16 protein-coding genes are annotated in these 22,754 nt (G+C 61.2%); 1 reads left to right on the top strand and 15 read right to left on the bottom strand.

All coding sequences use genetic code 11. From position 1 onward, the window contains the following. Positions 1-103: 103 nt before the first annotated feature. The 7 genes from BM063_RS04285 to BM063_RS04255 all read right to left on the bottom strand — a co-directional run bounded on the left by BM063_RS04285 (position 104) and on the right by BM063_RS04255 (position 8,726). Positions 104-1,249, bottom strand: coding sequence for an acyl-CoA dehydrogenase (locus BM063_RS04285; RefSeq protein WP_092036184.1), 1,146 nt, complete (start codon positions 1,247-1,249; stop codon positions 104-106). Between the two features lie 59 nt (positions 1,250-1,308). Continuing rightward, a complete protein-coding gene (locus BM063_RS04280; protein ID WP_092036182.1) occupies positions 1,309-2,166 on the bottom strand; it encodes a 3-hydroxybutyryl-CoA dehydrogenase in 858 nt (285 codons plus the stop codon). A gap of 39 nt (positions 2,167-2,205) precedes the next feature. After that, positions 2,206-3,384, bottom strand: coding sequence for an acetyl-CoA C-acetyltransferase (locus BM063_RS04275; RefSeq protein WP_092036180.1), 1,179 nt, complete (start codon positions 3,382-3,384; stop codon positions 2,206-2,208). A 264-nt stretch (positions 3,385-3,648) separates the two neighbouring features. Then, on the bottom strand, positions 3,649-4,281 hold the full coding sequence (locus tag BM063_RS04270) for a class D sortase (protein ID WP_245752011.1): 633 nt from the start codon (positions 4,279-4,281) through the stop codon (positions 3,649-3,651). Between the two features lie 358 nt (positions 4,282-4,639). After that, the gene (locus tag BM063_RS04265; RefSeq protein ID WP_177198971.1) at positions 4,640-5,734 is read right to left on the bottom strand and encodes an LPXTG cell wall anchor domain-containing protein; all 1,095 of its coding nucleotides are present in this window, start codon (positions 5,732-5,734) and stop codon (positions 4,640-4,642) included. Positions 5,735-6,104: 370 nt separating this feature from the next. Continuing rightward, positions 6,105-6,311, bottom strand: a complete 207-nt coding sequence (locus tag BM063_RS17190) for a hypothetical protein (RefSeq protein WP_143085230.1) — start codon at positions 6,309-6,311, stop codon at positions 6,105-6,107. Between the two features lie 318 nt (positions 6,312-6,629). Further along, positions 6,630-8,726, bottom strand: a complete 2,097-nt coding sequence (locus BM063_RS04255; RefSeq protein ID WP_092036172.1) for a (Fe-S)-binding protein — start codon at positions 8,724-8,726, stop codon at positions 6,630-6,632. A 422-nt stretch (positions 8,727-9,148) separates the two neighbouring features. Between BM063_RS04255 and BM063_RS04245 the strand changes: the two genes are divergently transcribed. Next, the gene (locus BM063_RS04245; protein ID WP_143085229.1) at positions 9,149-9,628 is read left to right on the top strand and encodes a hypothetical protein; all 480 of its coding nucleotides are present in this window, start codon (positions 9,149-9,151) and stop codon (positions 9,626-9,628) included. A 45-nt stretch (positions 9,629-9,673) separates the two neighbouring features. Here BM063_RS04245 and BM063_RS18135 read toward each other — a convergent pair whose 3' ends face one another. The 8 genes from BM063_RS18135 to kdd form a co-directional block, all read right to left on the bottom strand. Next, complete coding sequence (locus BM063_RS18135) at positions 9,674-12,088, bottom strand: M14 family metallopeptidase (protein WP_218154408.1); 2,415 nt, start codon at positions 12,086-12,088, stop codon at positions 9,674-9,676. A gap of 187 nt (positions 12,089-12,275) precedes the next feature. After that, the gene (locus tag BM063_RS04235; protein ID WP_177198970.1) at positions 12,276-14,444 is read right to left on the bottom strand and encodes an endolytic transglycosylase MltG; all 2,169 of its coding nucleotides are present in this window, start codon (positions 14,442-14,444) and stop codon (positions 12,276-12,278) included. 364 nt (positions 14,445-14,808) lie between these two features. After that, positions 14,809-15,570, bottom strand: coding sequence for a lysine 5,6-aminomutase subunit beta (gene kamE / locus BM063_RS04230; RefSeq protein WP_092036164.1), 762 nt, complete (start codon positions 15,568-15,570; stop codon positions 14,809-14,811). Next, on the bottom strand, positions 15,521-17,149 hold the full coding sequence (kamD, locus tag BM063_RS04225) for a lysine 5,6-aminomutase subunit alpha (RefSeq protein WP_092036162.1): 1,629 nt from the start codon (positions 17,147-17,149) through the stop codon (positions 15,521-15,523). The genes kamE and kamD overlap by 50 nt, the downstream gene beginning before the upstream one ends. Positions 17,150-17,239: 90 nt before the next feature. Further along, entirely contained in the window at positions 17,240-18,907 is a 1,668-nt protein-coding gene (kamC, locus tag BM063_RS04220) for a lysine 5,6-aminomutase reactivase ATPase KamC (protein ID WP_092036160.1), read from the bottom strand. After that, the gene (kamB, locus tag BM063_RS04215) at positions 18,897-19,916 is read right to left on the bottom strand and encodes a lysine 5,6-aminomutase reactivase subunit KamB (protein WP_092036158.1); all 1,020 of its coding nucleotides are present in this window, start codon (positions 19,914-19,916) and stop codon (positions 18,897-18,899) included. Before kamB ends, kamC begins: the two co-directional genes overlap by 11 nt. 36 nt (positions 19,917-19,952) lie before the next feature. After that, positions 19,953-21,230: a lysine 2,3-aminomutase gene (gene kamA / locus BM063_RS04210; RefSeq protein ID WP_092036156.1), complete on the bottom strand. Its 1,278-nt coding sequence runs from the start codon at positions 21,228-21,230 to the stop codon at positions 19,953-19,955. 81 nt (positions 21,231-21,311) lie between these two features. After that, a complete protein-coding gene (gene kdd, locus BM063_RS04205; protein ID WP_245752008.1) occupies positions 21,312-22,388 on the bottom strand; it encodes an L-erythro-3,5-diaminohexanoate dehydrogenase in 1,077 nt (358 codons plus the stop codon). Between the last annotated feature and the right edge of the window lie 366 nt (positions 22,389-22,754).

Here is a 22,754-nt window from a genome sequence, read left to right as displayed (position 1 = left end):
GAGTTCCCTTTTTCCCGGACCTCGGGGCCCTGGGATGGTCTTCCGTTCCCCGTCGGTTTCTCTCCACTCCCGCAACCGGCGGTCACCGGTTCCGTATTCTCTCTTACCGCCCCTTCAGCAGTTCCCCGGCGATGACAATCCGCTGGATCTCGTTGGTTCCCTCATAGATCTGGGTGATCTTGGCATCCCGGAAGAACCGCTCCACCGGGTATTCCCGGGTGTATCCGTATCCGCCGAAGATCTGGACCGCTTCGGTGGCGATGGCCATGGCCGTGTCGGAGGCAAACATCTTGGCCATCGCCGCCTCCTTCTTGCAGGGATGTCCCTGCTGCCGGAGCCAGGCGGCCCGGTAGACCAGGAGACGGGCCGCCTCCACCCGCGTGGCCATGTCGGCCAGTTTGAACTGGATCGCCTGCTGCGCGGCGATCGGTTTGCCGAACTGCTCCCGTTCCTTGGCGTAGGCCGTGGCCTGTTCCAGCGCCGCCGCCGCGATGCCGAGGGCCTGGGCCCCGATGCCGATTCGCCCGCCGGCCAGGTTGGACAGGGCGATTTCATATCCCTGGCCTTCTTCCCCGAGGCGGTTTTCGACGGGAACCTCCGCCCGCTCGAAAATCAACTCGGAGGTGTTGGAGCCGCCGAGCCCCATCTTTTTCTCCTTTTTCCCGACGGAAAACCCGGGGGTGTCCTTTTCCACGATAAAGGCGGTGATGCCTTTCGTTCCCTTGTCCGGATCGGTGACGGCAAAGGTGATGTACACGTCCGCCTCATTCGCGTTGGTGATGAATATTTTGCTTCCGTCCAAAATGTACTTGTCCCCGACCCTCGTGGCCCGGGTCCGGATCGCCGCCGCGTTGGAGCCTGCGTGGGGTTCGGTCAGGGCGAAGGCGCCCAGATATTCCCCGCGGGCCAGGCGGGTGACGTATTTCTTCTTCTGCTCTTCGGTCCCGTAGCGCAGGATGGGGAACGTCCCCACCGAGGTGTGGACGGCGACGATCACGCCCACGGTGGCGCTGACGCGGGAAATCTCCTCCAGGGCCAGGATGTAGGAGATGAAATCGGCTCCCGCTCCGCCCCACTTTTCCGGAATGGGAATGCCCATCAATCCGAGCTTGGCCATCTCGTCGATGACCGCCCGGGGAAATTTGTCCTCTTCATCCATCTCCTTGACGGCCGGGGCGATCCGATCCCGGGCGAAATCCCGGACCATCCGGCGCATCATTTCCTGCTCGTGAGTAAAGGTGAATTCCATGAAACATCCTCCTCGTCCGACCGCCGGCCTGACCGTCTCTTCAAGGGGCAAGCGACGGGTCACGAATCGTACACGTAAAATCCGCGTCCCGTCTTGCGGCCCAACCAACCCGCCTTCACATATTTGCGGAGAAGGGGACAGGGCCGGTACTTGGGATCGCCGAACCCTTCATACAGGGTCTCCATGATGTAGAGGCAGGTGTCCAACCCGATGAAATCGGCCAGGGTGAGGGGCCCCATCGGATGATTCATCCCCAGCTTCATCACCTCATCCACCGCTTCCGGGGTGGCTACCCCCTCATAGACCGCATAAATGGCCTCGTTGATCATCGGCATCAGGACCCGGTTGGAGACAAAGCCGGGGAAATCCTTCACTTCCACCGGGGTCTTGCCCATCCTCCGCGCCAGGGCCTCCACCTCCGCATACACCTCGTCGGCGGTGGCCAGGCCCCGGATCACTTCCACCAGCTTCATCACCGGCACCGGATTCATGAAGTGCATCCCGATCACCTTTTCCGGCCGCTTCGTCACGGCGGCGATCTCCGTGATCGGAAGGGAAGAGGTGTTGCTGGCCAGGATGGCGTGTTCCGGGCACCATTCGTCCAGTTTCCGGAACACCTCCTGCTTCACGGACATGTTTTCGACGACGGCCTCCACCACGATGTCCGCATGTTCGGCCGCCTCCTTCAGATCCGTCGTCGTGCGGATCCGGTTCAGGACCTGCGTCATTTCCTCCTCCGCGATCCGCCCCTTGTCCACCGACCGCTTCAGGTTTTTCTCGATTCCGCGGAGTCCCCTTTGGACCCGTTCCTCCTCCAGGTCGTGCATCACCACTTCCATTCCGGCCTGGGCCGCCACCTGGGCGATGCCGCTTCCCATTTGACCGGCTCCGATGACGCTGAATCGGCGAATCTCCATCGGATCAACCTCCTCGGATGTTTTATTTCCCGGGAAATGTCAATCCACCCGGACCAGGACGGCGTCGCCCTGGGCGGCCCCGCTGCAGATGGCGGCCACCCCCAGTCCGCCGCCGCGGCGACGCAGCTCGTAGATGAGCGTCAGCAAAATGCGGGCGCCGCTGGCTCCGATCGGGTGACCCAGGGCCACCGCACCGCCGTTCACGTTTACTTTCTCTTGGTCCCAACCGAGGATTTTCCCGTTGGTCAGGGTGACGGCGGCGAAGGCTTCGTTCACTTCGAACAGATCGATGTCATCGATGGTCAGATCGTGTTTTTTCAGGAGCTTTTTCACCGCATAGGCCGGAGTGATCGGGAAATAGCGGGCCTCCATCCCCACGGCGGCGTGTCCGAGAATGCGCGCCATCGGCCTTACGCCCAGCTCTTCCGCTTTCTTGGCGGAGGCGAGCACCAAGGCCGCCGCCCCGTCGTTCACCCCCGGAGCGTTGCCGGCGGTAATCGATCCGTCCTTCAGGAAAACCGGGGGAAGGGATGCCAGCTTTTCCAGACTAGTGTCCCGGCGGGGGGATTCGTCCTGATCCACCACCACCTCTTTCTTGCGGGACTTCACCGTCACCGGGACGATCTCTTCCGCCAACTTGCCGGAATCGATGGCGGCGATGGCCCTCCGGTGACTGCGCAGGGCCCACTCGTCCTGCTCTTCCCGGCTCACCGCGTACTCGGCCGCCACATTGCTTCCGTGCACCACCATGTGCACCCCGTCAAAGGCGCACCACAACCCGTCGTGGATCATCAGGTCGATGAACTTCCCGTCCCCCATCCGCTGCCCCCAGCGAGCGCCGGGAACGATATAGGGGGCGTTGCTCATGCTCTCCATCCCGCCGGCCACCACCACGTCCGCATCGCCGGCGCGGATCACCTGATCGGCGAGGGTGGCGCTTCTCAGGCCCGAGGCGCACACCTTGTTGATCGTCTCCGTCTGCACTTCCCAGGGAAGACCCGCCCGACGGGCCGCCTGACGGGAAGGAATCTGTCCGGCCCCGCCCTGCAACACCATGCCCATGATCACTTCATCCACCTGATCGTCCGGGACTTTCGACCGGTTCAGGGCCTCCCGGATGGCGATCCCGCCCAGCTCCACGGCGGGCAGATCCTTCAGCGCTCCGCCGAACTTGCCAAAGGGGGTGCGGGCACCGCCCAATACCACCGTTTCCGCCACAGGCTGTCACCTCCGTATATGTTGCGCGAAAACCTTATCGAGCGCTCGCTCGGGTTCCGTGCAAAAAGAAAACGCTTCCCTTTTAGCATATCCTTTGAATATTCTTTTGACAACCGGGTTATTTCTGGCATTCATCCGCGGAGCAGGCAGGCGGGAAATCCCATTTGCAAGGCAAACGGCGCCACTCCCCGCCGGAGGTGGCGCCTTCTTTTCCGAAACGCGAACAGGAGCGGACGGGCCGCTCCTGTCACAAGATCCCATCTTCTATTTGAGACGTTGATTCGCCGCGGGTGTGCGCACCTCGATCAGTTCGGACTGGATGATGTAACGGTCCGGCGCATTCCCGACGTAATCGAAGGGATAGCAGGTGGTCAGCGTCAAAATCGGCTCCTTTTTGGGCACAATCACCGTCCGGTCCTCCGCGTGGGTGATCCAGCGCTTGCGAATCTGATAGGTGTAGACGTTCCCGTCCTTCATCTTCACGTACAGCCGGTCACCGTCCTTCAATTCCCCGGCCCGGCGAAATACCGTGTCCCGGTGTCCGGAGAGGACCGCATGTCCCGTCTCCCCGGGAAGCACGGTTCCCCATCCCACGTAATGGCCGACCCCCTTGGCCAACTCCTCCTCGTCGGTCCCCTCGATGATGGGAAGGATCGCCCCGATCCGGGGGATGATCAACTGGCCGATCTCCTCGCCGATCTCCGGCTTCCAGTCGGTATCCACCCCCTGCTTGAGGGGCTTCTGCCAGTTCCGGTCATCCCAGTTGTCCGCGATCGACATCGCCAGTTCCGGATCATGCACCGCCACGCGGATCTGATCCCACCATTGATACCCGTTGTAGAGGAGCATGGAAGCCCCGATGACGATCAGCGCGATGGCGACCGAACGGACAACCACGTCCGCTTTCCTCCTCCCGTGGGCATTTCCCTGTCTCCGTCCCATGAGATGAAACCGCTCCTCGTGGGCGAATTGCGCTGAAAAACGGCCACATCAGTCCATTTTCATGATATCGGGTCCGGCGGGATTCCGCAACCGTCCGCAGGACCCGCATCGGAGCGGCGCCCCTTCTCCGGAAACCCGCGCCGAAGGCGGCCCTTCCGTCGGGGACGACAATCCCCGCACATCCGGAATCCTCCGGTTTCGAGCCTTCCGGAGCCCGGTTCCACCCCGGTCCTATCTCAAAACGCCGCGTCATCCGGCTGCCAATAAAAAAGGGCCCACCCCGCGCAGAAGGTGGTGAGGAAGTGCGCCCGACTCAGGTTCGCCGAATCCTTCGGATCATGAGGACAAGTCCGGCCGAGAGCATCAACCACCCCGACAAAAGGAAGAAGGGATAAGGGGTGCCCGTCTTCGGCAGCGCGCCTCCCTTGGCGCCTCCGATGATTTTTTCCCCTTTGCCGGGATCGTCGGCCGCCTTTGAGGGGGATTGGTCCGAAACCCGGATCTTGCCGGTGCCGTCCCCCTTGATCTCCACCCCTCTCAGAATGCCGGTGGCGCCCACCTCGATGCCGTCAGCCACGCCGCCAAAGGTCACCAACACATCATAGGTTCCCGGCTTCAGCTTCTTGAAAGTGTGCGCATGCGCAAGGGAGGAGAAGGAATCGGAACAATGTTCCTCCAGCAACCGGTCCTCCCTGCGGTGATCATAAACCCCGATGAACCAGGTCCCCTTCGCTTCCTTCACGCCCGACAGCTTTCCGCCGAAGGTCCGCTTTCCGTCATAGGTGACTTCGAGGCGATAGTTCCTTCCGGGAAACCGGACGGTTTTCCCGGCCTCCAGGACGACCTCTCTGCCGTCCACATTTCCTTTAAATCTTACGAAAGCTTCGTATGTACCCGGCTTGTCCACCTTAAAGGACGCCGAAGCGTTCAGTCCGCCCGCTCCGTCCTCCCAGTCCCATTCCACCGGTTTCCGCCCGTCCAGAAGAATCTCAAATTTTCCGTCGGCTGACTTTTCATACGGAAGAAGCGCATCGATGCTCACCGTGTAATCCCGTTCCCCGTCCACGATCGTGTAACCGATCCCCGCGCTGACGATCAGCCCGGGAACGGCTTTCTCTCCGTCATCCTTGCCGTCTCCCGGTTCTTCCTCGCCCCTGCTCTCTTCATTTCCGTTCGCCTCGCCGGCGGCGCCGGCATCTTCGTTTCGGGGCGGAAAGATTTCTCCGTCAAACCCCGCTGAATCGCCGTCGTCAAGAATTTCCTCCGCCCCGTTCCCGAGGTTTCCCGCACCGGTTCCCGCAGGGCCTGCCTCGTCTTCCACCTCCGTCCCCCGGCCGTCCTCGGCAAAAGCCGTCGGAATCGCGGCGAAAAGGAGCAGCACCATGAACACGGAAAAGGGTCGATTCACCAAAACGATTCATCTCCCATGGATTGTTCGCGAAATCGCGGCAATGTTCAAATTCCATTCAAGATGCGCTACCAGAAAAACCCCTCTTGATCCGCGGAATGGGAAGCTATTTCCATCATAATTCCTCCGCCTTCCTTCGCGCAACCGTTCCCCGGGAGGATTCCCCCAAAGGGCGCAATTTTTCGCCTGCACGAAAAGATGCGTCCCGGGGAAACATTGCCGCATGGATATGTCGGACGAACTTAAGCTACGACGCGCCCCCGTAATTCCCATGAAAAAGGAGCGGACCGGCGCCCGCTCCCGTGCGATGACCCCTTCGAGAAATGGAGATCTGCCTTCACCTTGCGGAATTTGAGCAGCACAAAGCCGATCAAAACATCAGCCCGCCCAGGAAGGCGAAATTAAGGTAAGGCGTGGCCGTGTCGGGCGGTTTGCCGCCCTTGGCGTTTTCGATGACTTTTTCCCTATTTCGGGATCGGCACTCACCGGAAAACGGCCGGATCATGAAACGGGTGATCTGCATCAAAGCCGCCCCGAACAATCCGGATGGTTCGTACCGGTTCAACTGCGCCCGCAACGGAATCCCTTCCTTAAAAAAAGATGAAATCCCGAGGGAAATCTTCTTGGCCGGGATCCGCCGCAGCCCTCGCTTTGACGCAAAATGCCATCCCGAAGGAAATTGACGTAAAGGAGCTGCAAAAGCAGCTGATCGCGGATGGCGCTGTTTATAGAAATCAATGAAAAGCGCACGTCCACCCCCTCCGCGGCGGACGTGCGCCTTTATGTTCGGAACGGATAAAAGATCCCAACGTTATGCACAAACGCGAACCACAATCAAAAAACTCCCCGAGGCTTCTGCCTTCGGGGAGCTTGTGCGGCCGGGCGGAAAGGAGGATCAGTGAACCCCTTCCGCCTGTTCCGCCTGGTCGTCGAAGTCGACGGCCATCTCCAACACCTCGGCCACATCCATCGTCTTGACCTGGTCTTCCACTTCCATCGCCTTGGTGCCGTCGCTCAGCATGGTGAGGCAGTAGGGGCAGGCGCTGCCGATCAGGCTGGGACGGACGGCAAGAGCCTGTTTCGTCCGGGCCGTGTTGACCCTTACGCCCTCCCTTTCCTCCATCCACATCATGCCGCCACCGGCGCCGCAGCACATGGCGTTTTCGCGGTTGCGCTCCATTTCCACCAGCTCGATGCCGGGGATCGACTGCAGAATGAACCGGGGCGCATCGTACTCGTCGTTGTAGCGGCCCAGGTAGCAGGAATCGTGATAGGTGACCCGCTCCTTCACCTCTTTGGTCGGACGGATCCGCCCCTCCCGGATCAGCTTCGCCAAAATTTGGGTATGGTGGTAAACCTCCGCCTCGAATCCCAGGTCGGGATATTCGTTCTTGAAGACATTGTAGGCGTGGGGATCCAGGGTGATGATTTTCTTCACATTATATTTTTCAAACTGCTGGATGTTGTCCATCGCCAATTGCTGGAACAGGAACTCGTTCCCCATGCGCCGGGCCGTGTCCCCGGAGTTTTTCTCCTTTTTGCCGAGGGTGGCGAACTTGACCCCCGCATGGTGCAGGAGGCGCACCAGGGCGCGGGTGACTTTCTGGCTCCGGTTGTCGTAGGAGCCCATCGAACCGACCCAGAGCAGGTATTCGAAATCCTTCTGTTCCTTCACCGTCGGAACGGGAACATCCAGATCCTCCGTCCAATTGTAGCGGTCCTTCTTGCTGATTCCCCAGGGGTTGCCCTGACGCTCGATGTTCTGGAAGGTGCGGGCCGCCTCGGCGGGCATCTCACCTTCGGTCAGAACCAGGTAACGCCGCATGTCGATGATCTTTTCCACATGCTCGTTCATCACCGGGCAAGCCTCTTCGCAGTTCCGGCAGGTGGTGCAGGCCCACAATTCCGTTTCGGTGATCACATCGCCGACCAGTTTGATCGGATAATTGTAGGAGCCGTCCTCCTCCCGGGTCACTTCCACTCCCAGGGCGGCCTGGTTGGCTCCGCTGAAGGCGAAGGCGGGCACCCAGGGCGAACGGGAAGTGATGGCCGCTCCTTTGGCGGTCAGGTGATCCCGCATCTTCACGATCAGGTCCATCGGCGACAGCATCTTCCCGGTTCCGGCGGCAGGACAGACGCTGGTGCAGCGTCCGCATTCCACGCAGGCATACAGATCGATCAGCTGCTTCTGATCAAAATCCTCGATCTTGCCCGCCCCGTAAGAGGTGGCCGACTCATCCTCAAAATCGATGAGGGACGGCTTGGCCGGGGGGCCCTGCCGCTTCAGGAAGGTGTTGATGGGCGCCACGATCAGGTGGAAGTGCTTCGACTGCGGCACGTACACCAGGAAGGTGAACAGGATCAGGGCATGGGCCCACCAGAACACATAGAAGAGCACCCCCGCCGCCTCCTCGGACAACCAGGGAGCAAAGGGCGCCGCGATCAGGGAGGAAACCGGCGTCGCCCAGGAGGCTTCATGTCCCAGCCACAGCTGTTCAAAGGCGGCGGACAGCAGGATGGAAAGCATCAACGAGGTGAGGAACCAGATCACCAGTCCCGCTTTCCATCCCCGTTTCAGCCGCGGCAGCTTCTCGATAAACCGCCGGTAATAGGCGTACAGGGCCGCCAGCAAAACGGCAAAAACCGTGATCTCCTGCAGGAGGGTGAACACCGGATAAGCCGGAACCGGCAGGTGGTAACCCGGCGCCAACCCTTTGATAAACAGGTCGATCGCTCCGAATTGAATGATGATGAAACCGTAAAACATGACCACGTGCATGATCCCGCTCTTCTTGTCCTTGAGCAGTTTGCGCTGGCCGAAAACGTTCACAAGCACCTCGTTCAGCCGGTTCTTCAGATCCTTTTTCAGATTGGCCGGTTTTCCGAGGCGGATAAAGGTGTACCGGCTGTACACCACGTAAGCGAACAGATATACGGCATATCCCGCGATCAGAAGAAATGCGATGAGGTTGATCACTTCCAAGAGAGACACCGGTGTCACTCCTTTCACGCGTTATGCGGGATCGCACAGACCGGAGGAGATTTCGGATCTGCCTTCTCAAGGTTTCCTCAAAAGGAATCCCGAACATTCCGCAGGGCCTTGCCCCGAAGACGGTTCATTCTGCTTTTTCAAAAACGTCGCGTTTGCAACAAATTATACCACAAAATGAGTGGTCATTCATTCATTTTTTCTTCCTCCGAAATGAAACCCTTTTCATCGTACTCGGATTTCGGATTCTTGTCGAGGGGAAGGAAGAAAAAGGCTTTCGAAGGGGATTTCCCGACCGGCCCCAGATGGGTCCGATTCTGCGGCGGCGAGCGCCCCGGCGCATGAAAATCCGTGCGGGTCCACAAACTACAGAGACAGAATGTCGCTCTTCCCGGTGCGGGAGTTTTTTGGCGAGGTGGTCCATATTGAGGAATCCTTGGTCTGCTGTTTGGTTGATCTTAACGGCGGTTTTCCTGTGGACGGGATGCAAGTCCAATGACCTCTCCGACGCGGAGCAGGCCGCGGTCCAGTTTTACAAGGCCGTCTGGGTCCAGGGAGACCTGGAACGGGCCGCAGCCATGCTGCAGGATCAAAAGAAGGCGGAGGACCTGAGGTGGCGCGTGGAGGAAACCCGGAAAATCCGCCCTTCCAATTCCGCCATCTTCATCACCGAATCACCCCAGGATCCTCACATCCAGCCCGGGCTGAAAACCTACCTGATCTACCGCGAGGCGGACAAAAAGGATTACATGGTGAAAGTGAGAAATGTGGGCGGAAAGTGGCGGGTGATCTCCTTCAAGCAGAGTTACAGCCTCAAGCGCGGCGGTTACAACAGCTTCGAAACCTATGAGCGGCTCAGCTACGAACATCCCCACACCGACTGGAAAAAGATCGAAAACCCCTGATTCAAGGCGACGGGGCGGAATCGATGGATTCCGCCCCGTTTCCCTCTATTTTCGGATGATGTAGGTGGCCCGCCGGTCGTTGTTCCCTTTGCCGTCCGGATCGTAGCGATTCTCGATGTTTCCGGCCATGTCCACGGCGAACCACCGGATGGTGGTCGTCTTGTCGATCCTGAGGGTCTCCGCCCCTTCCCGCAAGCCGGCGGCTTTCAGCTTGGCCGATCGGAAGGTGGGCCGGCTGCCGTCCAGCGTATAGTAGATGGTCACCGGCTCGCTCGATTCAAAACGGACTTCGACCGGCCCCTTATGGACTCCGGGACGGGGAACCGTCCGGGTCTTGGGGGGTTTTTTATCCTTTCCGTAGTCCAGGGCCACGCGGAAAAGTTCGATCAATCCGTCGCTGAATTCCATCGCCTCTTCATGTCCTTCGGAAAATGGGGGTTGGAAGCCGACGGACCGCCAACGCTTCGCCTCCGGATCCCATCGGTCGGCCCCCACTTCAAAATTCCAGGCGAAGATCCCCTTTTCATACCACAGCTGGTCCGCCGAGTTGCCCGCTGCGGAATAGAGAACATCCACCACCGGACCGGTTTGGCCGGGAAGGATCACCGTGCCCCGATGCTCCCGGATCGCGGCCAATATGCGCTCCGAAGCAGCCCAGAAGAAGGCCTCTTCTCCCGGGTCCGACCGCTTGAGCGTTTCCCGCCCATCCGGCTTGTACGCGCCGGGGGACCACATGAAATAGCCGCCGTAGCTGTGAATGTTCATGGCAAACTTGATGTTCGGATGCCGATCGACGAGCGCAATCACGTTCCGGCTCTCCGGTTCCGACAACTCTCCCGGGCCGGCGTACACCTGACTCAGGCAATCACCGGAGGCGCCGCTAAATCCGTCGAAGAAGGAACCGACCGCGTAATTCCGATTGACATCCACCCCCCACTGGTTGCGCAACCCGGGATCGGACCGCTCTTCACCGCAATGATTCGCCATGTTTTTCCGCTGCATGTTGTAATCGTAGAAACTGTAATGGGCGCCGTCCGGATTGACGGAGGGGATGATGAAGATATCGAGGTTGTCGACCAGCTTCCGCGTTTCCTTGTCGTGGGCGTAATTGCGGAGCATTCGCTCCGCCGTCTCCACCGCCACCAAGGGCGTCACCCATTCCCGGGCGTGCTCCTGGGCGTATGCCAGCACCCCCGTCCGGGAACCGTCCCGGTGCTTTCCGATGCGGATCGCCTTGACGGTGAAGGGATCCCGGGAAACATGGTCCGGGGCCTCCAGGTGATCCGACAGGGGCGTCGCCTCCTGGGGCTCCACCCGGCCGCCGCCCGGATTGCCCCGATAGGTGTGGGCCGTCACCCACCGGCCCGCCTGGTCATTCAAAGCGGCGGCCACCTCCGCGGCGCTGCTGACCGGTGAGCCGGAGGCGTCGGTGGCCAGCTCCACGGTGATGAGATCATCCTTCACCCGGACGGTGAGGGGATGATTGGGCTTTTCGGGATGGACGGCTTCAACCGCGAGCCGGTTGCCGCCTTCGTGCCCCCAGGCCCGGGAGGTGATCACCACTTTGTTGTCATCCCGGCTGCCCAGCACGGCCTGGGCTTTTCTCCGGTATCCGTTGGTTTTATAGGGCAATTCGATGATCTCCGCCAAGTGCGGATATTCCCGCGCCAGGCGCTCGATCCGCTCCATCGCTTCGGTGGGAGTCATGTAGTGGCTGATGAAATCCTTCACGTAGTGGGGAGAGGGTTTTTTCGGCCCTTTCCCCGGCCATTCCCTCACCTTCGCCTCGGCAACGCCTCCTTGGCTGCTCGTCACCTGCACGGACGACGGCCGGTGGGAGACCGGCACCAACATCCGGTGGTACATGTAAACTCCCGCGTCGGTAAACCGCTCCATCGTCGCCTCTCCACCGGAACCGGGCGGGGTGCCGGGACCTTTGTCCCACCGGGCGGTGAGAATCACTTCGGGGATCTCTCCGGAACCGGCCTTGGCCTCCACCGAGAGGAAGGCGCCCGTGTCGTTCTCAAAGTAATCCGCCCGCAGGATCTTTACGGTGTCGGCGGCGGCCGTCACCGCCCTTTTTTCGGCCAGAGCCTCCTCCCTCTCCTTCACCCGCGCGCGCCATTCAGAGGGAGTATACAGGGTTTCAACCACGCGAACCCCTTGCTTCTCCAGCTTTTTTAACTGGCTGGGCGTCACCACCACGTCCACTTCGATTCCTTCCTGCGTCCGGCGGACATATTCGGTCACGTCGGTTCCACCGGCTATCAGCCGTTCCAGGTCCGCCCGATCCGCCACGGCCACCCGGACCACGGAGGGCTCCTCGCCGCTGCCGGTGGAGACGGGATTCGGCTGAGCGATCACATTCCCGGCAATTCCGGCCGGAACGGTCAGTCCGAATCCCAGCAGGAAGATGACCGTCCACGCACCGATGCGTCGCCACAGTTTTTCCCGTTTCACGAAACCCTCGCTCCTTTAAAAGGTGTTCCTGCGGAAAACAAACGCCTTCCGCGGGACAAACCCCCTTTGCTCAGGGCGGCCGTCCATCCTCCATGGGTTAGACGGATTATTATAATGATTTCGATATTTGTAAAACTTTTCCTCCCTTCCGGAACAAGAAGGCCGAGAACCTTCCGGGTCTCGGCCTTTATTCCTGCGGGGGAGATTGCCTGTCCGCGGGGTTGATCGCCGACTGCAGGGCATCCTTCCCCGGATTGTTGATCGGACCGGGAGGAAGGCCCGGATACAAGGACGTGTAATAGCGCTTGATCCGCGAATAGGGTTGGGGAATCGACCAGATTCCCAATTTCTGCCCCCGATTCAATCGATCATACATGAGACGGGCCACATAGGGGCGGTTGGACGGATGGGGCTCCACCTGTTCAATCAGGGAGGAGACGATCACCCACTGGTCGATGCTGAGATTCCCTTTTTCCAATTTTTTTCGGGTTTTTTCGTCGAGCATCTCGTCAAAGCGGTACAGCATGGTCTCGACGATCTCCTTCGCCGATGCGTCGACGCGGAATTCATATTTCCCCGGCTGCAGATACCCTTCCAGGCGGTAGGGACGGTGATCCGGAATCTGTTGGACAAAATCGAAGGGATAATCCTTCCTGTTGGCGGCCCGTAAAAACTCTTCCTTCGGGACGCCGTAATAGGAAAGAATGTCCGCGATGTCGGAAACCGTGGCCCCCTCCGGAATCACCACCTGGTAGGTGCCTTTGGAGAGCGTGCGCATGATTTCCTCCAGGCCCATCTCCCGCGGAATCTGGTACACGCCGGGCTGTATGTACACCTGCTTGAAGAGCGAATAACCCGTGGCATAGAGCGGAAACAGGATGTAATTGTGAATCAGCTGTTTGTTCTCCAATTGTTTTCCGATCTCGAACAGATTGGCTTCCGGAGAGATTTGGACCTGAACCGTCTGGGTTCTTGGCGGGGCTTCCAGCCGAGCTTCAAAGAATCGATAGGAAAGAAGGACCGACAGGACAATCAGCGTCAAGATCGGAACGGATTTAGCCAGCGCTTTGAACAGCGCCATCATGCGCAGATCCACCAGCACGCGCCGGATGACGTCCACCAGGTTGTAACCCTTTTTGCGCGCGTACTTCCGGTATCCCAGGGCGTAAAACCAGGTGATGTAAAGGGTGGCCAGCACCATCAGCCACCACAGATTGCGCCCGCCGACAACCTCCAGCAGCCACCCGCCAATCAGCGGCCCCAGAAACAGCCCCAACTGGGAAAACTGGTTGGCGCCATAATAGGTCCCGCGCAGCCGATCGTCCGCCAGCCGGTCGATAAACAGGCTGGATACGGGAAAAATCAGAATCTCCCCGAAGGTGATCAGGATGATTCCCGTGATGAAAACGGAGGGTTCCTCACCGGCCGCGAAGGTGAAAAATCCAAATATCACAAAGGAGTTTCCGACCAGCAGGCTCGTCAGAATGCTCTTTTTTTCGGTCCACCGGGAAACGAAATACTGAAACAGCACCACGATTCCCGCATTGATGGCGAGCAGGGCGGGATACAGCTGGCTCTTTCCCAATTGCGCGAGAAAAATCGGCAGGGAAGAATCGATTTGGGCGTATACGGTAAAAAACAGAATCCCGGCCAGTACGAAATACCCCAGGGCCTGATCCCGCCGGATCACCGCCAGACATTCGGAAAAAAGAATGTGCTCGCCGCCGCGCTTGGCCGCATCCCGGCGATATTTGAGCAGGATCCTGAAAAGGAAGAACAGGTATATCGCATACACCGTTCCGGTGTAAAGAAAAACCTGGGTGCCGACGAGATAATACAGATAGGAGCCAATCACCGGGCCGACCACCATGCCCACATTGATGGCGACGTAACGCAAATTGAAGATGCGGAGGCGCTGTTCGGGGCGCGACACATCGGCCATCAAGGCCTGGGAGGTCGGTTCGAAAAACGAGCGGCAAAGGCCGTTCAATCCGTTCAGAACCAAAAAGTGAAGCGGCTGTTCCGCGAGCCAGAAACCGAAAAAAACCCCGGTCCAAGCCGCAAAGGCGATCAGCATGATCGGCCTGCGCCCCCACCGGTCCGACAGGTACCCCCCGAAAAAGCCCCCCAGGGCACCCGTCAAGCCGCTCATGCCGAGGATGATGCCGATCATGGAGGAATTCAGATGGAGGTTGTCGGAAAGATGAATGGCCAGAAACGGAAGGCTCATGAATGAGGCGACGCGGGTTACGGCGGTTCCGACGATCAAAAACCAAACGATCGGATGGTAGGTCCTGTTTTTCCGATATTTCTCCTTGCGGGAAAGCCGGACAGTTGTGTTGACTGTCTGCTCCATGAATCCAGCCCCAGCCCTAAATTTTTTGTGCGGTGTCCAATCCATCGGCCGAGTTTCTAGGAGATTGGAGGTTTGTAAATATCTGTATAATATTGAATATCAAAGTATATGTCTTGTAGATTTAATAAACACCGTCCGATTGTAATGTAATACAAAGGCCGCGAGTATTCAATATTCGAACCGGGCGGGTGACCTGAGCCAGGTTGATTTGCATCCAAGAGGGGACCCGCGATTTTTCGCGGAAGCAAAGAAAAAAAACCGGAGCGGATTTCCGCTCCGGTTTCCTTGCTTGAGTGTCTGCTTCCCGCCCCCGTCGCGGTCAGCGGCACCTCCTCCGCCTCCCGCCCGGGAAACCTTTGATGCCTCAGGCTCCGATGCGCCCCTGCTCAAGCCGCCGGGCCAGCTCCTGTACGATGAAGGAAGCCACCTCCGGCGGAAGGGTGCCGGGTCCGAAGCCGGCATCGTAACCCAGCTCCAGGGCCAGTTCGTGATCGATCCGGGGACCGCCGCACACCAGGATCAGCCGATCGCGCATCCCCTCGGCCTCCACGAGTTCCACCAGTTCCGTCAGATTGGTGATGTGGACCCCCTTCTGGGTCACCACCTGGGAGACGAGGAGCGCGTCGGCGTTCAGTTCCAGGGCCTTGGCCACCAGTTCCTCGTTGGGCACCTGGCTCCCCAGGTTGAAGGCTTCGATCTCCGGATACCGCTCCAGTCCGTATTCCCCCTTGTACCCCTTCATGTTCATAATGGCGTCGATGCCCACCGTGTGGGCGTCGGTTCCCGTACAGGCGCCCAAGACCACCACCTTGCGTCCGATCCGTTCCCGGATGAACCGGTTGATCTCGTAAAAATCCATCGTCGGCGCGTCCACCTTGGGCACGCGGATGGCGGTAAAATCCACGGTATGAATGCACTTCCCGTAAACGATAAAGTAGGTGAACCCCTCGCCCAGATCGGCCATGTGATACACCTGCGGCTCCTCCAGGCCCATCTTGGCGGCCAGCCGGCGGGCCGCCTCCCGGGCCTCCTCCCCGCAGGGAACCGGGAGGGAAAAACCGAGCTGGACCATGCCGTCATTCATCGTGTCCCCGTAGGGTTTCACGCGGGTGAGATCCACGTCCATCGACTTCATCCCCCCTTCCGGGAAGTCCGAGCCGCTCCCTGAGCGCCTCCTCAAAGGGGTTGTAGTAACCGTCCTCCTTCTCCACAACCCCCTCCAGTCCACGCCCGCCGTCGAAGGCCCGCTTCACGTCGGCAAACAGGCCCCGCTCGATGGCCCGAAACAGGCCGATCCTCCGGACTTCCTCCAGCATGGCGACGGCTTTGTCCAAGACCTCCCGGGCGCGGCGCTCGATGCGCCCCCCGGGCCGGAACCGCACTTCCTCCCCCAAATGGCGGGCATTGTTGAAGATGTATTGGGCCGATTCGATGGCCAGCTTCCGGTCGTGGATATGGGGAGTGTGCATCGCTTCGGTCATCATCCCCAGGAGCTGAATCCCCTGTCCCGTCAGGATGCCGACCAGGTTGAACATCGCATCCTGGACATGCCCCTTGAAGATGTTTCCGGTCATGTGCTTGGTGGGGGGCATGTATTTGAGGGGGGCGTCGGGAAAAATCTGACGGACCAGCTGGGCCTGGGCGATCTCCATCAGCAGCCCGTCCTCCAGGTCCGGGTCCATCTCAAAGGCGTGCCCCAGTCCCATCTGCTCCGGAGGCAGGCCGGACAGCAGGGCCAGCTGCTCATTGATGAACTGGGAAGCCAGCACCGTGTGGGCCGCTTCCACGGCGTCGGCGGTGGTCAGATAGTTGTCCTCCCCGGTGTTGATGATGATGCCGGCATAGGCGTTGATCATCCGGGAAAAGGACTGGTCGATCAGGGTCCGCTGCATGTTGATGTCCCGAAACAAAATGCCGTAGAGGGCGTCGTTCAGCATCACATCCAACCGTTCCAGGGCCCCCATGGCGGCGATCTCCGGCATGCAGAGGCCGGAACAGTAGTTGCAGAGGCGGATATATCTTCCCGTCTCTTCGCCGGCTTCATCCAGGGCCCGGCGCATGATCCGGAAATTCTCCTGGGTGGCGAAGGTCCCGCCGTAACCTTCCCGGGTCGCCCCGTAGGGGACGTAGTCGAGCAGGCTTTGCCCCGTGCTGCGGATCACGGCGATGATGTCGGCCCCCTGCCGCGCCGCCGCCTTCCCTTGGACGGCGTCCTCGTAAATGTCGCCGGTGGCCACGATCACATAAAGGTAGGGCTGTTTTCCCTCGCCCAGCCGGCGAATCCTCTCCTCCCGCTCCCGCCGGTTCCGTTCGATGAGGCCCAGGCCGGCCTCGGCCAATTCCTTCCCCTTGGTGCGAATCGCTTCACGGCCGGCCCAGGGAATGCGGGCCAGGTCGAGGGAGCCGTCCGCCACCCCTTCCGCCACTTCCTGGGGACTGGCCCCGGTGTGAAGCATGGCGTTGATCACCCAGGGTGCCGCTCCGATCCCGATTCCCCCCGACTCCCGGATCCGGTCCACCAGAACATTGGGCAGGGGAACCCCCTCGGCATCCACCCCGTCAATCCCCATCAGGCGCAGGACGGTTCGCTCCACGGCGACCGTCGTGCGATCGGCGATAAACCGATCCACATCGGCGGCGATTTCCGCCGCCGCCCGCCGGGCCCGGGCAATCTGCCCGGGATCGAGCCGCAGTTTCCCCTCCACGCATTCCCACCTCCCGCGATGAATCGTCGCTCCAAAAACCCCTGAAACTTCTCTGTCGGACAAGGTGCGCACCCTTGTGAGGCGTGCCCGTCACCCCTTTTCCGGCGCCTTCGGTCTTTCCGCCCGCTTCCTTCCATCGCTCGATCCCTCAGCGTTCCCCGATTCCCCCGCGATCCGCCGCCGGGCATCCTCCACGATCTCCCGGGGCATTCCCATCGCCTCGGCGATCCAAAGCGCCTGGCGGGGAACTCCCTCCCCCTCGGCCAGGGGGATCAGGCGAAAATCCATCCGGGAAGACCAGTCGTCCCCCGTCCAATCCTCCCGGTTTCCCCCCTCCTCCCTCAACCCGGCCGTCCGATACCTGCGAATCCCCGCCACCTCCAACACTTCCCCGTAATGGGTGACATGGACCGCCCAATGGTCGGACCGGGCGAGACGGGCGGTCACCGCCGCCGACAGGGCCGCCCCCTCCACCGGGTTGGTCCCGCGGCCAATCTCGTCGATCAGGAGAAGCCCCCCTTTTTTCCCGAACCATTCCGCCACCCGCTTCACCTCCGCCCCGAAGGTGCTGAGCCCCTCCCTGGCGTCCTGGCCGTCGCCCATCACTCCGGAAACGAAGGAAACCAGGGGCATCTCGCAACGGGCGGCGGGGACGAAAAATCCGTGCTGCGCCAAAGCGACGATCAGCCCCAGGGTTCTAAGGGCCATCGTCTTTCCTCCCATGTTGGGACCGACGATCACCGTCGCCCCTTTGTCCACCCGGATGTCCACCGGTGTGAAGCGGCACCCTTCCTTCCGCAGCCGTTCGGCCACCGCCGGATGCACTCCCCCGGAAACCCGGATGGAACCTTTGGACAACCGGGGGCGGCAGCCTCCCCATCTTCGGGCGGCCTCCATCCGGCTCCACTGCAGATCGAACCGGGCCACCGCCTCCGCAGCCCTTTCCAGGGCGGGAACATGGGGAGCGAACTCCGCCGCCAGCCTCTGCATCACCTCCCCCTCCACCGCTTCGATCCGGGCTTCCAGTTCGGCCCGCTCTTTCTTCCGCCTTTCCCCTTCCGGGGACAGCGCCGGGACGAACACGCGGTCGAAGGCACTCTCCCGCACCAAGAGGAGGCGGCGGTCCTCCGCCATCCGGCGGGAGGCATCGGACCGGCGGTCCACCACCCATTCCCCCCACCGGTTGGGGCGGACCCCGTATGCCTCCGCGATTTCCCGGACCAGCGCCTCCCGCTCCTCCCGGATTTCGCGATCCAGCCGTTCCAGCTGCCCGCGGAGAATGCCGAGCCGTTCATCGAAGGCGGGTGCGAGGGAAAAGGAGGGGGTGAGGGGAGAATCCGGATTGAGCCGGTGAAGAAGGGTCTGGCAAAGGTCTTGGTCCACATCCGACAAAAGGGATTGGAGCCCCTTTTCCGCGAGGCGCTCCCCCAGGGCCTTCACCTGCCACAAAAATCCCTTCAGCTGAAACCAGCCGGAGATGCCCGGGGATTGTCTCCCGCGCAGGAGGGGAAAAAGGGGGAGCACATCGGGAACCCGGGACAGACAGGCATCGATCCCGCGCCCCCAGTCGGGATCCCTTTCCGCCTCCCGCCGGAGCCGTTCCTGTTCCGCCAAAACTTCCGCCCACTCCCGCTCCTGGCCGGGGAGGAAAGGGGCAAGCCGCTTCCAGGCCGCCCTCCCCATCGGCGTCCGCGGATGAAATCCCCTGAGGACATCCGCCCACAGCAGGTGTTGTTTCGTCTGCTCGTCAAGGAACACCAACCCACCCCCCATCGATCCCGTCCCGGATCACATCCGTCACCGGCACGGGATGGCATGCGCGGGCGATCCGCATCTTCATCTCCCGGGGATCGAAGGCATCCCCTTCCGGGGAGACGGGATTTACCGCGACGCCGACCAGGCGGGGACGTTCGAGGTAACGGACCTCTCCGCCCCCCCGCAGAAAGGCGCGCAGCGAAGGAAGGGAGAAAAAGGCGTGGGTGGGGGAGGAAAGGACCAGGGGAAAGGAACACCCGCACTGGGCGAGCAACATCAACGTCCGGTCGGTCACGGCGCCGGGGACGGCCAGTGCGGTCCACGGCCGGCTCCCCACCGCCTCCGACAGCTTCCCCCGGTCGACCAAGAGGGACGGAAGGGGAAAGGGCACGATTCCTTCCCCGTCGACCCCCATCGGACGCCCCTCGCGCAAAGCCTTTTTTCCCGCCTTTTCCAGCAGCGGATCGCCGCAGGCCGGAAGGCTGAAGATCCGCACCCATTCCTCGGTCCGCCTCACCACCTCTTCCAGGGTCCTGCCCGCGCCGGCCCCGGCCACCAGAATCACTCCGTCGGAACGGATCGGATGCGCCGCCGCCTTCCGGTCGTAGGCTCCATCCACCAGGGCCAGGCGGACGCCGTGCCGTCTGAAACCCTCCAATACCCGATCGATCCCCTTCGCGGAGGAAATGCCCGCCAGCTTCACCGTCCCCGGCCGCAGCGCCCGCGCCAAAAAAACCTGACCCAGGAGAGAGCGGACCGGCAGCTCCTCCAGCACCTCCCAGGCGCCGGCCCGCACATCCAGGCAAGATCCGGCCGTCGCCACCACCGTTCCCCCGGAAATCAGCACCTGCGGCTTGGGCCGGCCGCTCCAGGCGTCCCGCTCCTCGCCGTCCACCCCGATGCTGACCAGCCCCGCGGGAAGGGAGCGGGAGAGGGCCCACCCCGACAAGTGATTCAACACCGTCGTTTTGCCCGCGTTTTTGGACAGCCCGACGATCGCGAGGCTCTTCATCTCCCTTCCCGTCCAAGTCTCGGGCAGCACAGTCCTTTACGCCTGGGTCGGTTCGGGGGAGCGGGATCTGCGCCGGCCCTCCCGGAGCAGGTGCTTCGGTTCCAGGTTGAGGCGTTCGTCGCTCATCAGCGCCGCAATCCCCTCCTGCTTCCCTTTGGCCTGCCGGCAGTACTCGCAGGATTCCGGATCATGGGGACGGTAATTGGGCGGTTCCGGATAAGAGGTGATCACGCCTTCGAAGTTTCTCAGTACCGTCTTGGTGGGGCTTTGGGACAGGATATAGTTGGGCGAAAGCGGAATCTTGCCGCCGCCTCCCGGAGCGTCCACCACGAAGGTGGGCACCGCGTAGCCCGAGGTGTGCCCCCGCAGGTATTCGATGATCTCCAGTCCCTTGGAGATCGGGGTGCGGAAATGGCCGATCCCCTCGGACAGATCGCACTGATAGATGTAATACGGACGGACCCGGATCTTCACCAGTTCGTGCACCAGTTTTTTCATCACATGGGGGCAGTCGTTGATCCCCGCCAGGATGACCGACTGGTTCCCCAGGGGGACGCCGGCGTCCGCCAGCATTTCACAGGCCCGTTTCGCTTCGGGGGTGATCTCCTTCGGATGGTTGAAATGGGTGTTCAACCAGATCGGATGGTACTTTTTCAGGATCTTGCACAGATTCTCCGTGATCCGTTGGGGGAAGACCACCGGGGCCCGGGTCCCGATCCGGATGATCTCCACATGGGGAATCTCCCGGAGGTTCTTCAGCAGATACTCCAGAATCCGATCGTTGACCAACAGCCCGTCTCCGCCCGAGAGAAGCACATCGCGCACCGTCGGGGTGTTGCGGATGTACTCGATGCAGGCGTCCATCTGCTTCTTCGGAACGCCCATCCCGATCTGGCCGGAGAAGCGGCGCCGGGTGCAGTAACGGCAATACATGGAGCACTGGTTGGTGATCAGAAACAGCACCCGGTCCGGATAGCGGTGGGTGAGACCCGGAACCGGCGAGTCGGTGTCCTCCAGGAGGGGGTCCTCCATGTCGTAGGGCGTCCGGATGATCTCCGACGACACGGGCACCGCCTGCATGCGGATGGGGTCCCTCGGATCGTCGGGATCCATCAGCAGGGCGTAGTAGGGCGTGATGTTGAGGGGAATCGTCTGTTTGGAAATCGCCACGCCCTCCTCCTCTTCCGGCGTCAGATTGATCACCTTCTTCAAATCGTCCAATTTGCGGATGGTGTGGGTCAACTGCCACAGCCAGTCATTCCACTGCTCCTCGGTGACATCCTTCCACAGTTCAATCTCTCGCCAATCGCGCATGGCATGCGGCTCCTTTCTTCATTAAGATCGGCGGCAGCCGACGTCACCCTTCCGGGGCCGTCATCCGCCCCGATGCGGGCGTCAAACCGTCGGTTGCCTCTCTTCTCGGGCATATCGCTCCTCGAACAACCGCCTCAGGGCGGGGGACTGCCTGAGGGTTTCCAAAGCGAGGGCCGCGTGGCCGGGAGCGTATCCGTTGCCGATCATCATGCGCACATCCTTCCCCACGCCCTCGGCCCCCAGGGCGGCGGCGGTGAAGCGGACGGCCGTGCTGAAAAAGTAAACCGTCCCGCCGTCCCGGGTGCACAGAATGCTGGACAGCTCCGTATGGGGCACATTCACGCAATTGATGGTGACATCCGCCAACCGTCCGCCGGTGGCGCGTTCCACCTTTTCCAGCACCTCGACGGGCCGCGTGGCGTCCGCCCGGATCACCTCGTCGGCGAGGGCCAGGTTCCGGATCGCCTCGCAGGCCGCCTCCCCGGCCTCCAGGGCGATCACCCGGCCGCCGGGGCCCGCCTGTTTTTTGGCGTGCCAGAGGCAGAGAAGCCCCGATTTGCCTCCCGCCCCCAGCACCGCCACCCGCTGACCGGGGCGGACCAGGCGCGCCGTCTGCGCCGGGGCCCCGCAAACGTCGAGCACGGCCAGGGCGACGGATTCCGGCAAATCATCGGGAAGGCGGGCGAAGGGACCGCTGGCGAAGAGCACCGCCTTGCCCCGCACCTCCACCTGCCCCGTCTCCAGATCCACCCGCTCCACGGCTTCCAGGGAAAGGGGGGTCAAGGTGAGGGAGACCAGCGTGGCGATCTTCTCCCCCCGCTTCAATCCTTGATCCGGAAAAGACGGGCCGATCTCGAGAACCCGGCCGATCAGCATCCCGCCGGAATTGGTGACGGGATTGTGCATTTTCCCCCTCTCGGCGACGATCCCGAGGATCCGTTCCTTCACCCGTTCCGGATCGCCGCCGGCCTCCTCCTTCAGCTGATTGAAGGAGGCGGAATCGATGTTGAGGCGGTCCACCTCGACCAAAAGCTCGTTGTCATGGCAGACCGGCCTGGCATCCAGCTTCCATGCGGGCTGGGGCATCACCCCCTTTGGCTCCAGCACCCGGTGAAGACCATACCGGTGCCCTTTCGGGTACGATTGGCATGCGGTCAATCGGGCCACCCTCCTTTTCCGGCTTCACCTTTCGCTATTGCAAGAAACATGCCAATTGCCAAAAAACAGCGCAGGCCGGACGTTTCATCCCGAAAAACAAAAAGATGTGCCGAATATTCGGCACATCTTTGCCTTTGCATGTCATCTCCCCCGATTTGGAAGCTGAGACACGGCCGCCGCCCGGAACGTCAAAAAGAGAAAGGATCAGCCCCGAAAACGCCAAACGGAGGGGCCGCCTTGCGCCCCGGCCTCCAGGCGGAACGTAACGTCCTTCATTCGGGCCGGAAGGAAAGGCGGAAGAAAGCGGCAAGCCGCCGATGGGCAAGGCGCTTCCCCTCCCAAGGCCCCGTTGGGACTGCGCTCCAC

The sequence above is a fragment of the Planifilum fulgidum genome, assembly GCF_900113175.1.
GTDB classification, from domain to species: Bacteria; Bacillota; Bacilli; order Thermoactinomycetales; family DSM-44946; genus Planifilum; species Planifilum fulgidum.
The sequence above is the reverse complement of the archived record's forward strand: the minus strand, read 5'-3'. Positions and strand labels throughout refer to the sequence as shown.

Bases quoted from the DNA above. Each gene is read 5' to 3' on its own strand.
- kamB (WP_092036158.1), bottom strand. From the start codon at position 19,916: ATGAAGAGCCTCGCGATCGTCGGGCTGTCCAAAAACGCGGGCAAAACG.
- kamE (WP_092036164.1), bottom strand. From the start codon at position 15,570: ATGGACGTGGATCTCACCCGCGTGAAACCCTACGGGGACACGATGAAT.
- kamA (WP_092036156.1), bottom strand. From the start codon at position 21,230: ATGCGCGATTGGCGAGAGATTGAACTGTGGAAGGATGTCACCGAGGAG.
- BM063_RS04280 (WP_092036182.1), bottom strand. From the start codon at position 2,166: ATGGAGATTCGCCGATTCAGCGTCATCGGAGCCGGTCAAATGGGAAGC.
- BM063_RS04235 (WP_177198970.1), bottom strand. From the start codon at position 14,444: ATGGAGCAGACAGTCAACACAACTGTCCGGCTTTCCCGCAAGGAGAAA.
- BM063_RS04285 (WP_092036184.1), bottom strand. From the start codon at position 1,249: ATGGAATTCACCTTTACTCACGAGCAGGAAATGATGCGCCGGATGGTC.